The 13800-nt window shown below is 71.6% G+C and carries 13 protein-coding genes; 7 read left to right on the plus strand and 6 right to left on the minus strand.

The genetic code is table 11. The features are described 5' to 3' along the window. Positions 1–15: 15 nt before the first annotated feature. The 3 genes from mfd to ACYCO6_RS13870 all read right to left on the minus strand — a co-directional run bounded on the left by mfd (position 16) and on the right by ACYCO6_RS13870 (position 4631). Positions 16–3612, minus strand: coding sequence for a transcription-repair coupling factor (gene mfd, locus ACYCO6_RS13860; RefSeq protein WP_459772330.1), 3597 nt, complete (start codon positions 3610–3612; stop codon positions 16–18). Positions 3613–3911: 299 nt separating this feature from the next. Next, on the minus strand, positions 3912–4142 hold the full coding sequence (locus ACYCO6_RS13865) for a hypothetical protein (RefSeq protein ID WP_459772331.1): 231 nt from the start codon (positions 4140–4142) through the stop codon (positions 3912–3914). Between the two features lie 192 nt (positions 4143–4334). Continuing rightward, on the minus strand, positions 4335–4631 hold the full coding sequence (locus ACYCO6_RS13870; protein WP_459772332.1) for an FAD assembly factor SdhE: 297 nt from the start codon (positions 4629–4631) through the stop codon (positions 4335–4337). 195 nt (positions 4632–4826) lie between these two features. Between ACYCO6_RS13870 and ACYCO6_RS13875 the strand changes: the two genes are divergently transcribed. The 3 genes from ACYCO6_RS13875 (at position 4827) to ACYCO6_RS13885 (ending at position 6741) form a co-directional block, all read left to right on the plus strand. Further along, entirely contained in the window at positions 4827–5804 is a 978-nt protein-coding gene (locus ACYCO6_RS13875) for a quinone oxidoreductase family protein (protein ID WP_459772333.1), read from the plus strand. Between the two features lie 10 nt (positions 5805–5814). Then, the gene (gene pncA, locus ACYCO6_RS13880; protein ID WP_459772334.1) at positions 5815–6441 is read left to right on the plus strand and encodes a bifunctional nicotinamidase/pyrazinamidase; all 627 of its coding nucleotides are present in this window, start codon (positions 5815–5817) and stop codon (positions 6439–6441) included. A 99-nt stretch (positions 6442–6540) separates the two neighbouring features. Then, positions 6541–6741, plus strand: a complete 201-nt coding sequence (locus ACYCO6_RS13885; protein ID WP_459772335.1) for a hypothetical protein — start codon at positions 6541–6543, stop codon at positions 6739–6741. Between the two features lie 22 nt (positions 6742–6763). Here the strand turns inward: ACYCO6_RS13885 and ACYCO6_RS13890 are convergent, their stop codons facing one another. The 3 genes from ACYCO6_RS13890 to rimO all read right to left on the minus strand — a co-directional run bounded on the left by ACYCO6_RS13890 (position 6764) and on the right by rimO (position 9817). After that, complete coding sequence (locus ACYCO6_RS13890; RefSeq protein WP_459772336.1) at positions 6764–6997, minus strand: hypothetical protein; 234 nt, start codon at positions 6995–6997, stop codon at positions 6764–6766. A 224-nt stretch (positions 6998–7221) separates the two neighbouring features. Further along, complete coding sequence (gene dinB, locus ACYCO6_RS13895) at positions 7222–8304, minus strand: DNA polymerase IV (RefSeq protein ID WP_459772337.1); 1083 nt, start codon at positions 8302–8304, stop codon at positions 7222–7224. Between the two features lie 166 nt (positions 8305–8470). After that, positions 8471–9817, minus strand: coding sequence for a 30S ribosomal protein S12 methylthiotransferase RimO (gene rimO / locus ACYCO6_RS13900; protein ID WP_459772338.1), 1347 nt, complete (start codon positions 9815–9817; stop codon positions 8471–8473). A 367-nt stretch (positions 9818–10184) separates the two neighbouring features. On the opposite strand from rimO, the gene pabB reads away from it, so the two are divergent. From pabB to ACYCO6_RS13920, 4 genes are read left to right on the plus strand one after another with little or no spacing between them, the layout of a single operon-like run. After that, the gene (gene pabB / locus ACYCO6_RS13905) at positions 10185–11561 is read left to right on the plus strand and encodes an aminodeoxychorismate synthase component I (protein ID WP_459772339.1); all 1377 of its coding nucleotides are present in this window, start codon (positions 10185–10187) and stop codon (positions 11559–11561) included. Then, the gene (locus tag ACYCO6_RS13910; RefSeq protein WP_459772340.1) at positions 11558–12178 is read left to right on the plus strand and encodes an anthranilate synthase component II; all 621 of its coding nucleotides are present in this window, start codon (positions 11558–11560) and stop codon (positions 12176–12178) included. The genes pabB and ACYCO6_RS13910 overlap by 4 nt, the downstream gene beginning before the upstream one ends. Next, complete coding sequence (locus ACYCO6_RS13915) at positions 12165–13028, plus strand: aminotransferase class IV (protein ID WP_459772341.1); 864 nt, start codon at positions 12165–12167, stop codon at positions 13026–13028. Before ACYCO6_RS13910 ends, ACYCO6_RS13915 begins: the two co-directional genes overlap by 14 nt. Continuing rightward, the gene (locus ACYCO6_RS13920; RefSeq protein ID WP_459772342.1) at positions 13025–13531 is read left to right on the plus strand and encodes a DoxX family protein; all 507 of its coding nucleotides are present in this window, start codon (positions 13025–13027) and stop codon (positions 13529–13531) included. The genes ACYCO6_RS13915 and ACYCO6_RS13920 overlap by 4 nt, the downstream gene beginning before the upstream one ends. Positions 13532–13800 lie beyond the last annotated feature (269 nt).

A 13800-nucleotide genomic window follows, 5' to 3' on the forward strand; every position in this document is an offset into this window, starting at 1 on the left:
ACAAGGCCCCGCCCCTCACGCCGCCTTCTTCCCCCGCTCGGCGATCTTCACGAGGCTGCGGAGCACCTCGGTGGCGGTCTTGAGCCGCGCCGGGACCGTATTCAGCTCGCGCACGAACACGACGCTCATGTCGGGCCGCACCTTCGCGAACGAGGCCTGCTCGGCCACATAGGCCACCAGCCCCTGCGGGTTGGCGTAGGAGCGGTCGCGGAAATGGACCACCACGCCCTTCGGCCCGGCCTCGACCTTCTCGACGTTCGCCTTGAGGCAGAGGATCTTGATCGTGCCGATCTTGAGGAGCTGCTCCACCTCCGGCGGCAGCGGCCCGAACCGGTCGATCAGCTCGGCGCCGAAGCTCTCCATCTCGGCATCGTCCTGGATGGTGGCCAGCCGCCGGTAGAGGGCGAGCCGCACCCCGAGATCTTCGACGTAATCCTCCGGAATCGTCACGGGCGCGCCCAGCGCGATGGTCGGCGACCACGCCTCCTCGGGCACGTCCTCGATGCCGGCCTTGAGCGCCGTCACGGCATCCTCCAGCATCTGCTGGTAGAGCTCGTAGCCGACCTCCTTGATGTGGCCCGACTGGGCGTCGCCGAGCAGGTTGCCGGCGCCGCGGATGTCGAGGTCGTGGGAGGCGAGCTGGAAGCCCGCGCCCAAAGTGTCGAGGCTCTGGAGCACCTTGAGGCGCTGCTCGGCCTGGGCGGTGAGCTGGCGGTTCGCCGGGGTCGTGAACAGCGCGTAAGCGCGCGCCTTCGAGCGGCCGACGCGGCCGCGCAGCTGGTAGAGCTGGGCCAGCCCGAACATGTCAGCCCGGTGCACGATCAGCGTGTTGGCGGTGGGGATGTCGAGGCCTGATTCCACGATCGTGGTCGAGAGCAGGACGTCGAACTTGCCCTCGTAGAAGGCGGTCATCACGTCCTCAAGCTGGCCCGCCGCCATCTGGCCGTGGGCGACCGCGACCTTGATCTCGGGCATCTCGGCGTCGAGGAATTTCTTGACCTCGGCCAGGTCCTCGATCCTGGGCACGACGTAGAACGACTGGCCGCCGCGGTAGCGCTCGCGCAGCAGCGCCTCCCGGATGGTCAGCGGGTCGAACGGCGTCACGAAGGTGCGCACCACCAGCCGGTCGACCGGCGGCGTCGCGATGATCGACAGTTCCCGCACCCCCGTCATGGCGAGCTGGAGCGTGCGCGGGATCGGGGTCGCCGACAGCGTCAGCACGTGGACGTCGGCCTGGAGCGCCTTCAGCCGCTCCTTGTGGGCGACGCCGAAATGCTGCTCCTCGTCCACGATGATCAGGCCGAGATCCTTGAAGGCGATGTTCTTCGCCAAGAGCGCGTGCGTGCCGACCACGATGTCGACCGTGCCGGCGGCGAGCCCCGCCCGGGTCTGCTTCATCTCCGCCGCGGAGGCGAAGCGCGAGAGCTGCGCCACCTGGACCGGCAGGCCCTTGAAGCGCTCGGCGAAGGTCCGGTAGTGCTGGCGGGCGAGCAGGGTGGTCGGGACGATCACCGCCACCTGCTTGCCGGAGATCGCCGCCGCGAAGGCGGCGCGCAGCGCCACCTCGGTCTTGCCGAAGCCGACATCGCCGCAGACCAGCCGGTCCATCGGGCGGCCGGCATTGAGGTCGTCCAGCACCGCGTCGATGGCGTTGGCCTGATCCTCGGTCTCCTCGAACGGGAAGCGGGCGGCGAACTCCCCGTAGAGCCCCTCGGGCGCCTGCAGCGCGGGGGCCTTGCGGACGAAGCGCTGGGCCGCGACCTTGATCAGCTCGCCCGCCATCTCGAGGATGCGGCGCTTCATCTTGGCCTTGCGGGCCTGCCACGCGCCGCCGCCGAGGCGGTCGAGGGCGACCTCGGAATCCTCCGAGCCGTAGCGGGTCAGGAGCTCGATGTTCTCCACCGGCAGGAGCAGCAGGCCGCCGGTATACTGCAGTTCCAGGCAGTCGTGCGGGGCGCCCGCGGCGTGGATCGTCTTGAGGCCGACGAAGCGGCCGATGCCGTGGTCGGCGTGGACCACGAGGTCGCCCGGCTGGAGCGCCTGCACCTCCAGGATCACGTCCTGGGGCCGCTTGGCTTTGCGCTTCTGTCGGACCAGCCGGTCGCCCAGGATGTCGCCCTCGGAGACGACGGCCAGCTCGCCCGCGGTGAAGCCCGCCTCCAGGCCCCAGACCGCCACCGCCGCGTCGGTGCCGCGCTTCAGCGCGTAGACGTCGGTGAGCCGGGTGATCGCCACGGGCTTCCTGAGGCCGTGGTCGGTGAGCACGCCGCAGAGCCGGTCGCGGGAGCCGTCGGACCAGGCTCCCAGGATCACGTGATGACCGGATCCCTGGAGATCGCGGATATGCGCCACCGCGGCGTCGAACACGCTGGCAGTCTCGTCGGCCCGCTCGGGGGCGAAGCTTCGTCCGGCCTTGGCGCCGCAATCGATCACGGCGCGCTCGGGCGATTCGGGCTGCGCGAAGGGCGTCAGCCGCGCCACGGTGGCGGTGGCGATCCGCTCCTTCAGCTCGTTCGGCGTCAGGTAGAGGGCGCGGGGCGGCAGCGGCTTGTAGGGGGCGACGCCGGGCTGCGGCGTCTTCATCGCGCCCTCGCGGGCCTGGTAATAGTCCTGGACGAGGCTGATCCGCTCGGCGGCGGCGTCCTCCACCTGGGGATCGAAGACCAGCGGCACGCCGCCGAGATAGTCGAACAGCGTGTCGAGGTGGTCGTAGAACAGCGGCATCCAGTGCTCGAGGCCGGCGTAGCGCCGCCCCTCGCTCACCGTCTCGTAGAGCCGGTCGTCCCGGGTCGCCGCGCCGAAGCTCTGGATGTAGTTCTGGCGGAAGCGCCGGATCGTCTCGGTGGTGAGCTGGACCTCGCTCATCGGCATCAGGTCGAGGGAGCGGAGCTGCCCGGTGGTGCGCTGCGTCTCCGGGTCGAAGGCGCGGATCGATTCCAGCGTGTCGCCGAAGAAGTCGAGACGGATCGGCGCCGGCAGGCCGGGGGGCGACAGGTCGAGGATGCCGCCGCGGACCGCGTACTCGCCGGTGTCGCGCACCGTCCCGGTGCGCAGGAAGCCGTTGGCCTCGACCCAGGCCACCACGTCGTCCATCGACACGACGTTGCCGATCGCCGCCGAGAACGCCTCCTTGGCGATGTGGGCGCGGGGCGGGACCCGCTGCACCAGGGCGTTGACGGTGGTGCAGAGGATGCGCGGCCGGTCCTCGGCCGAGCGGGTGCGGGCGAGGCGGGCGAGGGCCGTCATCCGGGCGGCGGCGACCGCGGTGGTCGGCGAGACCCGGTCGTAGGGCTGGCAGTCCCAGGCCGGCAGGCTCATCACGTCCATCTCGGGCGCGACGAAGCCGAGGGCCGCCTGGAAGGCCGCCGAGCGCCCGAAATCGCGCGCCACGTGGACCAGCACGGCCGGCGCGTCGACGGTGGGCGCCAGGGCGCGGGCGAGGTCGGCGAGCGCCAGCGCGTCGAAACCTTCCGGGGCGTTCGCGAGCACCGGGCTGTCGCCGCGCTTCAGCGCGTCGATCGCCTTGGCGAGCGCCGAGGATTTCGGCAGCGCGAAGCGCGCGACCTGCGGCTTAGGGGCGGGCGCAGAAGGCTTCGGTTGAGGCTTGGCCATCGGGTCTTTCGCGGGGAATCCCGCCGGGCGCGTCAGGGGCAGAGGTCAGGTGGCGTTAGCCCATCGGGCCAGCGCGATAAAGCGTCCCGGCGGTCGCGTGCGGGCGGCTGAACGCACCCTATATGGCGGTTCCATCGCGGCATGGAACGGCTGTTCGGCTGCGATTCGCCGACGCGCGTCGCCGCTGGCGACACGGCCGGCCCGGTTCAGATCAGAGCGCGGGTCCCCTCTGCCGTTCGGGAGAGGGGGTACGTCGCGCCTTGGCGGCCAGGGTGCAAAAGCCTCCCGGCCGGCGCCGCTCACGCGTCCGGCCCGACGATCTCCGCCAGCGCCGCCTCGACCCGGCTGCGGAAGAACTCCGCGTTGGGCATGGTCTCGGTCATCGCCCCGGCCCGGATCGTCGCCTGCCGCAGGATCTCGGCGCGGAGGGACGGATCGCTGCGCTCCATCATCTCCAGCATGATGCGCACCACGAGCTCGGTGGCGATCGACCGGGCGGGGTGGTCATAGTTGGGCTTCGATTCGTCCATGGCGGTCCCTCTCAGCGCCGCTCGAGGCGCGATATCCCGAGTCACACCCTCATCCTGAAGTGCGAGCGTAGTGAGCCTCGAAGGGGGGTTCCAGGGATCGCGCGGCCGGCTGGAGGCTCCCTTCGAGGCCTCCGCTGCGCTCCGTCACCTCAGGATGAGGGCGCGATCAGGAAACCCCACTCAACCAGGCTCTCAGGAATGGATCGGCGCGTCGTGCCGGTGGAACGCCCGGACGCGCCGCCAGACCGACGTGTCGTAGTTCGCCGGCGCCTCCACCTCGCCGGTGAGCCACTTGAACAGGTCGCGGTCCGGCACCTCGATCAGCGCCTCGAACTGGTCGAGCTCCGCCTCCGACAGGTCGCCGATCTCGGCATCGGCGAACCGGCCCATGATCAGGTCCATCTCGCGGATGCCCCGGTGCCAGGCGCGGTAGAGGAGACGGCGGCGGCGCGGATCGAGGTCGGCGCTCGTGCGGGTGGTGCCGGACATGGATGTCGGACCTCGGCTCGGACAAAGGGCAGGGGCTAGATAGGCGCCCGGGGCCGGCGGATCCAGAATGGCGCGGCCGCCGGGCGGGTTACAACCGGAGCGCGAGGGGGCAAAAACGAATTGCCTCCGGCGGGCGCTCCGTTATCTCGGGCTGCAACGCCCCGGATGGACGGGGCGACGAGCGGGAGTACGACGATGCCGAAGGCGATCCGGGTCTACGAATACGGCGGCCCCGAGGTGATGCGCTTCGAGGACGTGCCGCTGGCCGAGCCGGGCCCCGGGCAGATCCGGGTCAAGCAGGCCGCCATCGGCGTCAACTTCATCGACATCTACTTCCGCACCGGTGCCTACAAGTCCCCGCACATGCCCTTCACCCCCGGCAAGGAGGGTGCTGGCACCGTCACGGCGGTGGGCGAGGGCGTCAGCCAGTTCAAGCCCGGCGACCGGGTCGCCTACGGCTCGGTGCCGGACGGCTGCTACGCCGAGGAGCCGGTGATCCCGGCGTCGGCGGCCGTGCCGATCCCGGAGGGCGTCGACGAGAAGACCGCCGCCGCGATGATGCTCAAGGGCCTCACCGTCGAGTACCTGCTGCACCGGACCTATGCGGTGAAGCCCGGCGACACGATCCTGTGGCAGGCCGCGGCCGGCGGCGTCGGCCTGATCGCCTGCCAGTGGGCCAAGCACCTCGGCGCCACGGTGATCGGCACCGCCGGCAGCCCCGAGAAGGCGGAGCTCGCCAAGCAGAACGGCTGCGACCACGTCATCCTCTACCGCGAGGAGGACGTGGCCAAGCGGGTGCGCGAGATCACCGGCGGCAAGGGCGTGCCGGTGGTCTATGACGGCGTCGGGCAGGCGACCCTGATGGGCTCGCTCGACAGCCTCGCGCCGCTGGGCCTGCTGGCGAGCTTCGGCTCGGCCTCGGGGGCGATCACCGGGCTCGATCTCGGCCTGCTCGCCCCGCGCGGCTCGCTCTACGTGACGCGCCCGACGCTCGCGACCTTCTCATCGAACCGCGCGACCCTGGAGGAAGCCGCCGCCCGCCTGTTCAAGGTGGTCCGCGACGGCGCGGTGAAGATCGCGGTCAACGCCACCTACCCGCTCTCCGAGGCGCAGCAGGTGCATCGCGACCTCGCGGGCCGGGAGACCACCGGCTCGATCGTGATGCTGCCGTAAGGCTTGGGCCGTGACGCCCGGCAGCGCCGACCTGCTCCTCATCGTCGACGTGCAGGTCGATTTCCTGCCGGGCGGGGCACTCCCCGTCCCGGACGGCGACGCGGTGGTCGGGCCGATCAACGCGCTTCAGCACCGCTTCCGACACGTCGCCCTGACGCAGGACTGGCATCCGGCGGACCACCTCTCCTTCGCCGACACTCATCAGGGGCGGGCGCCGTTCGAGACCGTGGCGCTGCCCTACGGTCCGCAGGTGCTGTGGCCCCGGCACTGCGTGCAGGGCAGCCTGGGTGCCGGTTTCGCGCCGGGCCTCGACACGGATCGCGCCGGTCTCGTGATCCGCAAGGGCATCCATCCCCACGTCGACAGCTACTCGGCCTTTCTGGACGCCGACCGGACCACCCGCACCGGGCTGGCCGGAGCGCTCACCGAGCGCGGCATCACCCGCATCGTCCTGTGCGGCCTCGCCACCGATTTCTGCGTCGCCTGGAGCGCGCTGGACGCCAGGGATGCGGGCTTCGACGTCTGGGTGGTGGAGGACGCGGTGCGCGGGATCGACGTGGACGGGTCGCTCGCACAGGCCTGGGCGCGGATGGAGGCGGCGGGCGTGCGCCGGGTCGGCTCGGCGGAGCTCGACTGAGCGCCCGTCCGGACCGGGAGGCGAACCGCCGCACGAGGCGCGGGAGACCGTCTCCGCCCCGATGCGTTGGCCTGACACCAGGACCCGACAGGAGCCAGCATGTCAGGCAAGCACCCGAAGACCGAGACTCCGACCGACGCCGACCTCAAGGGCAATCCCGGCATCGGCACCTCGAAGGGCATGAGCGGCGCAGACCCCGCCGATCTGCAGGCGGATTCGACCTTCGAGGGCGACGTCGAGAACGAAACGAAGGTGGACGGCGGCATCGACCCGGATCACCGGCCGCGCAAGAACGCGTGACGGCCGGTCGGGCCGGTTCCCGTCACCGCGCGCGGGTCGGCCCCTTCGGCCGCTGCGGAGCGGGCACCGAGGCCGCGGCGGACCGGGCGCCCGGACCACCCGCCGGGGCGTAGAGCTGGGCGGGGCTCGCCGTGTAGCCCCGCAACTGGGCCGCGTTGGCGGCACCGAAGGCGGATGTGCCGTCCGCGCGGGCGACGTCTGCCGAGACGGCCAGCAGAAGCGCGGCGGCGAGGGCCAGGGGAGCGTGCTTCGACATGGGGCCGACCCTTCGGTTCGTGGGGTGTCCAGACAATCCCGATCCGGACCGGATGGCTCCGATCCGGGATCGGCCGGGCCTGCCTGACGTACGGCGCCGCATCGTCACGCAGAATCGCACCATCGCTGCCGTCCCGGCACATCGGTACGCGCGTCACATCGCTTCTCTGTGGACGCTTCCGCTTGCTGTGCCCACTCCGTCATCACGAGCGCGCGGAGCCGGTCTCAGAGCGCCAGACCGAGCTGCCGGGGCCCATCCGGCTCGTCCTGCGCGAAACCCGACAGCGACACCCCGATCAGCCGCGCGCTGCGCCGCAGGGGGAACAGGCCGGCGAGCAGGTCGAGGCCGATCCGCTCCAAGCCGGCCCGGTCGGCGACGGGGACAGGCAGCGACTTCGCCCGGGTGACCTGGGCGAAATCCGAGAACTTGAGCTTCAGGGTCACGGTCCGGGCGCGCATGCCCTTGGCGTCGGCCCCGGCCCAGACCTTGTCGAGGAGCGGCGCCAGCCGGGCGACCAGGACCTCGAAGGCCGCCGTGTCCTCCGAGAAGGTGGTCTCCGCCCCGATCGATTTGCGCACCCGGTGGGCCCGGACAGGCCGCTCGTCGATCCCGCGGGCGACCGCGTGGTAGTAGGCGCCGGCCGACCCGAAGGTCTCGCGCAGGCGCTCGAGCGTCCAGGCGCGCAGATCCGCCCCGGTCTCGATCCCCAGACGCTTCATCTTCGCCTCGGTGACCGGGCCGACCCCGTGGAAGCGGCCGATCGGCAGGGCGGCCACGAAGTCCTGCCCCATGGCGGGCGTGATGACGAACAGGGCGTTCGGCTTCCGGTGATCGGAGGCGACCTTGGCCAGGAACTTGTTGTACGAGACCCCGGCCGACGCGACGAGCCCGGTGCGCTCCAGGATCTCGGCCCGGATGGCCTTCGCCACCGCGGTGGCGGTAGGCAGGCCCTGGAGGTTCTCGGTAACGTCGAGATAGGCCTCGTCCAGGGCCACCGGCTCGATGACGGCCGTGTGCCGGGCGAAGACCGCCCGGATCTCCTCCGAGACCGCCCGGTAGACCTCGAAGCGCGGCTTCACGAACAGCAGGTCCGGGCAGAGCCGCCGGGCGGTGGCCGACGGCATGGCCGAGCGGACGCCGAACCTGCGCGCCTCGTAGCTCGCCGCCGCCACCACGCCCCGCTCCCGCGAGCCGCCCACCGCCAGCGGCAGCCCACGCAAGGACGGATCATCGCGCTGCTCCACGGAGGCGTAGAACGCGTCCATGTCGATGTGGATGATCTTGCGGAGCGCGACCTCCGGATCCATCGCCGCCTCGGAGATCCGCCTCGGGTTCCTGCTCTGTTCCAAAGACTGCGGCGCACCGGCGGGGTCAAGGCGGGTTGACCACACCTCAACAGGGATATCCCACCCGGGCCCTCATCCTGAGGTGCGAGCGCGGGCTGGAAAGCCGCGGCGACGGCGGCGCGCCACCTCAGGCGACGCTGCCGTAGAGGTCGTAGGCCTCGGCCCGGTCGATCTTCACGGTGACGATGTCGCCGACCCGCACCGGGCGCCGGAAGGCGGCGTGGACATTGCCGTCGATCTCCGGCGCGTCGGCCTTGGACCGGCCCCGCGCGACACCGCCCTCGACGGAATCGACGATCACGGGCAGCCGCTTGCCGACCTTGGCCCGCTGCAGCCGGAGCGCGATGCCGTTCTGCGCCTCCATGAACCGGCGCTTGCGCTCGGCCTTCACCGCCGGCGGCACGAGGTCGCCCAGCGCGTTGGCGGTGGCGCCCGCCACCGGCTCGTACTCGAAACAGCCGACGCGATCGAGCTTGGCCTCCTGGAGCCAGGCCAGCAGCTCCTCAAACTCGGCCTCGGTCTCGCCGGGGAAGCCGACGATGAAGGTCGAGCGGATCGCGAGGTCGGGGCAGATCTGCCGCCAGCTCCGGATCCGGTCGAGCTGGCGCTCCTGGTTGCCGGGGCGGCGCATGCGCTTGAGCACCGACGGGCTCGCGTGCTGGAGCGGCATGTCGAGGTAGGGGAGCACCTTGCCCTGGGCCATCAGCGGGATGACCTCGTCCACGTGCGGGTAGGGGTAGACGTAGTGCAGCCGCACCCAGGCCCCGAGCTCACCGAGCTCCCGGGTCAGATCGTAGAACTTCGCCCGGACCTGTCGGTCGCGCCACGGGCTCTCGGCGTAGCGGATATCGACGCCGTAGGCGCTGGTGTCCTGCGAGACCACCAGCAGCTCCTTCACGCCGGCCTTCACCAGCTTCTCGGCCTCGCGCAGCACGTCGGCGGCCGGGCGGCTGACGAGATTCCCGCGCAAGGAAGGGATGATGCAGAAGCTGCAGCGGTTGCTGCACCCCTCCGAGATCTTCAGGTAGGCGTAGTGGCGCGGGGTGAGCTTGATCCCCTGAGGCGGCACGAGGTCGAGGAACGGGTCATGGGCCGGCGGCACCGCCTCGTGGACGGCCGCCACCACCGACTCGTAGGCCTGCGGCCCGGTCACTGCGAGGAGGTCGGGATATTTCTCGCGGATCTCATCCGGCTGCGCGCCCATGCAGCCGGTGACGATCACCCGGCCGTTCTCCGCCATGGCCTCGCCGATGGCCGAGAGCGACTCCGCCTTGGCCGAATCCAGGAAGCCGCAGGTGTTGACGATCACCACGTCCGCGCCGTCGTGCCGGCGGGCCAGCTCGTAGCCCTCAGCGCGCAGGTGCGTGAGGATCCGCTCGGAATCGACCAGCGCCTTCGGGCAGCCCAGCGAAACGAACGAGATCTTCGGGGCGGCTCCGGGAGCGGGGCCGCGAGGTGCGGGCGTGGCGGTCATGGCATTCAAGTCAGACAGCACCCGCGCGTGCAGCCGGGGGATCGATCGCACGGGGCGCGGCGTGTGGTTCGGAGTCGCGCCCCTATACAGGCTCCGGCGCCCGCGCGCGAGGTCGGTCGCCGCAAGGGTGCCCGGCCTCGCACGCGAGGCTGATCTCGGGACCGAAACTTGGCTGTATCGCAGGGCTTTGCCGGAGACCTTTGAATCCCCACATCAACGGCCCTGGGCACTGCTCTGCGCCCGGGGCAGACCCTGCCCGCGCCGCACGGTGTCCCCCCTGCGGGGAACTGCCGCTTCCCCCGCGGCATCGCCTGTGCGACGGCAGCGTGTGGCATGCGGCCCAAGGACATCAGACCCGAACCCGGTCATGTGGACCCGAGAGATCCCCTTCATCGATCCCGTCGCGGCGGCGGCCCGGCTCCGGCCTCTGCCGGGGCTCGCCTTCCTCGACAGCGCCATGCGGCACGATCCCCTGGGGCGTCACTCGATCGTGGCCGCCGACCCGTTCGCGCGCTTCCGGTTCCGCGACGGGCGCGCGACCCTGGACGGGCGCCAAGTGCCGGGCGGCCCCTTCGCGGCCTTGCGGGCCTGCCTCGCCCCCTACCGGATTGAACCCAGCGCGGAAAATCCCTTTCCGGGCGGGGCGATCGGCTATCTCGCCTACGACCTCGGCGCGCAGCTGGAACGGGTCGCGGCACCGGCCCGACGAGCGGGGCTCACCGACGACATCGCCTTCAACCTCTACGACACGGCCCTGGTGATCGACCACGCTGTCGGCATCGGCCGGCTCGTCGCCACCGGCTTTCCCGAGACCGAACCGGCGGCCCGGCAGGCCCGCGCCGAGGCGCGGCTGGCCCGCTTCGCCGCCCTGCTCGGCGCCGACGTGGCTCCGGCCGCGCCGCATCCCGGGCTTGGCGAGAGGCTCACGTGGCGCTCGAACTTCGATCGTCAATCCTATGAGCATGCTGTCGAAAAAGTGCGCGCCTATATCCGGGCCGGCGACATCTATCAGGCCAACATCGCCCAGCGCTTCTCGACGGACCTGCCGCCGGGCTTCGATCCGTTCGCGCTCTACCGCCGCCTGCGCGCGACCAACCCGGCGACCTTCGGCGCCTATCTCGAGCTGGAGGGGCTGACCGTGGCGTCGTCCTCGCCCGAGCGTTTCATCCGGCTGGACGGGCGGCACGTGGAGACGCGGCCGATCAAGGGCACCGCTCGGCGCCTCGAGGATCCCGCGGCCGACCGGGCGGCGGCCGAGGCGCTCCTGGCCTCCGTCAAGGAGCGGGCCGAGAACGTCATGATCGTGGACCTGCTGCGCAACGACCTGTCCCGGGTCTGCGCGCCGGGCAGCGTCACCGTGCCCACCCTGTGCGGCCTGGAGACCTATGCCGGCGTCCACCACCTCGTCTCGGTGGTCACCGGGAGGCTCCGTGACGGGCTCGACGCCCTCGACCTCCTGGAAGGAACCTTCCCCGGGGGCTCCATCACCGGCGCCCCGAAGATCCGCGCCATGGACATCATCACCGAGATCGAGGGCGACGCCCGGGAGCTCTATTGCGGCGCCATCGGCCGGATCGGCTTCGACGGGGCGCTCGACACCTCGATCGCGATCCGCACCGTGTTCATGGATGACCACCAGGCCGTCCTGCAGGCGGGCGGCGGCGTGACGCTGCTCTCCGAGCCCGGCCCGGAATACGACGAGACGCTGGCCAAGGCCGAGCGCGTGTTCGAGGCCTTCGCATGATCCTCGTCCTCGATAATTACGACTCCTTCGTCTTCAACGTCGTCCGCTACCTGGAGGAGCTGGGCGCGGAGGTCCGGGTCGTGCGCAACGACGCGCTCGACGTCGCCGGCATCCGGGCGCTGGCGCCTGAGGCCCTGGTGGTCTCGCCCGGCCCCTGCACCCCCGCGGAGGCCGGGATCTCGCTTCCGGCGATCCGGGACCTGTCGGGGGAGGTGCCGATCCTGGGCGTCTGCCTCGGCCATCAGGCGATCGGCGCGGCCTTCGGCGGTAGGGTCGAGCGGGCGCAGCGCCCGCTTCACGGCCAGATGACCCCGATCGCCCATGCCGGCGAGCGGCTGTTTTCCGGGCTGCCGGCGCCGATGCCGGTGGGACGCTACCACTCGCTGGTGGTGGCACCCGGCCCCGAGATGGAGAAGCACCTCTCCGTCGACGCGGTCTCGCAGGAAGGCGAGGTGATGGCGCTCTCGCACCGGACCCACCCGACCTACGGCATCCAGTTCCACCCGGAATCGGTGCTGACCGAGGGCGGCCACGCCCTGTTCGCCAATTTCCTGGGGCTGGCCCGCGCGTGGCGGGAGGCGCGCGACGGGGAGGGACGGCGCGATGCTGTGGCGTGACGGCGCGATCGTCCCCGGGACGAGAGCCGCCCTCGACCACACCGACCGCGGCCTGACTTTGGGCGACGGCCTGTTCGACACGGCGCTCGCTCTCGGCGGCCGCGTGGCCTTCGAGGACGCCCATATCGCCCGGTTGGTCGCCTCAGCGGGGACGCTCGGGATCCCCGCCGCGCCGGAACGGATCCGCGACGCCATGCGGGCGCTCGCCGGGGAGGGGGCCAGGACCGGGGAACGGCTCGCGATCCGCACCACCCTTACCCGCGGCTCCGGCCCGCGCGGGCTGAAGCCGCCGGAGGATCCGCAGCCGACGCTGTTCGCCACCGCGGCGCCGAGTGCGAAGGCCGTGGCCTTTTCGCCCCTGCGCCTGTGGCCGACGCCGATCGCCCGCAACGATTCCTCCCCGGCCGCCCGGCTGAAGACGCTCGGCTACCTCGACGCGGTGCTGGCGGCCGGGGAGGCCGCCGCGGCGGGCTTCGACGAGGCGCTGTTCTGCAACACGCGCGGGCGCGTCGCCTGCGCGGGCACCGGCAACCTCTTCGCGCTGTTCGGCCAGACCCTGGTGACGCCGCCGCTCACCGACGGCGTGCTGGCGGGGATCGTCCGTGCAGAGGTGATCGGCCTCGCCGCCGAGTGCGGCCTGCGCGTGGAGGAGCGGCCGCTGAGCCTGCCCGACCTGCTCGGGGCCGAGGCCGTGGCCCTGACCAACTCCCTGCGGCTCCTGGCACCCGTGACGGCGGTCGACGACACCACCTTTTGCAGCGCCGGGCACCCGGCGCTGGGCCGTCTCAGGGCGGCGCTCACGAACGCGGTGGCCCGCAGCTGTGACGTGGCCGAGGACGACGTCGCGTGACCGATCCCGCGATCGAGACGGGTCGCCGCCGGCTGCGCTACGGACTCGCGGCAATCTATGCCTTCATCGGGGTCGTCCACCTCGCGGCGACCGACACGATGCTGCCGCTGATGCCCGACTGGGTGCCAGAGCCCCGCCTCGTCATCCAGGCGACCGGCCTGTGCGAGATCGCCGGCGCCGCCGGCCTCCTGACCCGCCCGTCCCGGCGCGCGGCCGCGATCGGCCTCGCCCTCTACGCGGTCTGCGTTTACCCGGCGAACCTCAAGCACGCCTTCGCGCACGTCCCCATCGACGGCATCCCCGATTCCTGGTGGTACCACGGCCCGCGGCTGGCGTTTCAGCCGGTCTTCGTCTGGGCGGCGCTCTGGGCCGGCGGGCTGGTCGACTGGCCGGTCCGCGGGCGCGGGAGATCTGCCGACAGGATCGCCAAGACATCCGGGGCTGCTCCGCGGGCGGACCCAGCCATACGGCCCGACGCGCCAGCAACCATCGGGGAACCGTGATCCGAGGATCCTGTGATCCCGGGATAACGGCAGGCTTTGATCCCGGGATCACAGGCGATACGCTGCCGGCCAGCTGCCGCGCGCGTTGAAATACAGCGCTGCCCGGCCTCAATACGGGCGGACGACATGACGAGGCGCCGAGACCCAGGCCGAACGCGCCCGCCCCTCCCGGACACGCTGCCGGATCGCGACGCCGTCGAGCGCGCCCTTGAAGCCGTCCTGGATCGCCTGCGCCCGAAGCCGGCCGGCACCGCCGGATCCACCCCGGT

This window comes from Methylobacterium sp. CM6257 (assembly GCF_054611515.1).

Coding starts and splice junctions, on each gene's coding strand:
- mfd (WP_459772330.1), bottom strand. CDS start 3,612: ATGGCCAAGCCTCAACCGAAGCCTTCTGCGCCCGCCCCTAAGCCGCAG.
- ACYCO6_RS13865 (WP_459772331.1), bottom strand. CDS start 4,142: ATGGACGAATCGAAGCCCAACTATGACCACCCCGCCCGGTCGATCGCC.
- ACYCO6_RS13870 (WP_459772332.1), bottom strand. CDS start 4,631: ATGTCCGGCACCACCCGCACGAGCGCCGACCTCGATCCGCGCCGCCGC.
- ACYCO6_RS13875 (WP_459772333.1), top strand. CDS start 4,827: ATGCCGAAGGCGATCCGGGTCTACGAATACGGCGGCCCCGAGGTGATG.
- ACYCO6_RS13885 (WP_459772335.1), top strand. CDS start 6,541: ATGTCAGGCAAGCACCCGAAGACCGAGACTCCGACCGACGCCGACCTC.
- ACYCO6_RS13890 (WP_459772336.1), bottom strand. CDS start 6,997: ATGTCGAAGCACGCTCCCCTGGCCCTCGCCGCCGCGCTTCTGCTGGCC.
- dinB (WP_459772337.1), bottom strand. CDS start 8,304: ATGGATCCGGAGGTCGCGCTCCGCAAGATCATCCACATCGACATGGAC.
- rimO (WP_459772338.1), bottom strand. CDS start 9,817: ATGACCGCCACGCCCGCACCTCGCGGCCCCGCTCCCGGAGCCGCCCCG.
- pabB (WP_459772339.1), top strand. CDS start 10,185: ATGTGGACCCGAGAGATCCCCTTCATCGATCCCGTCGCGGCGGCGGCC.
- ACYCO6_RS13910 (WP_459772340.1), top strand. CDS start 11,558: ATGATCCTCGTCCTCGATAATTACGACTCCTTCGTCTTCAACGTCGTC.
- ACYCO6_RS13915 (WP_459772341.1), top strand. CDS start 12,165: ATGCTGTGGCGTGACGGCGCGATCGTCCCCGGGACGAGAGCCGCCCTC.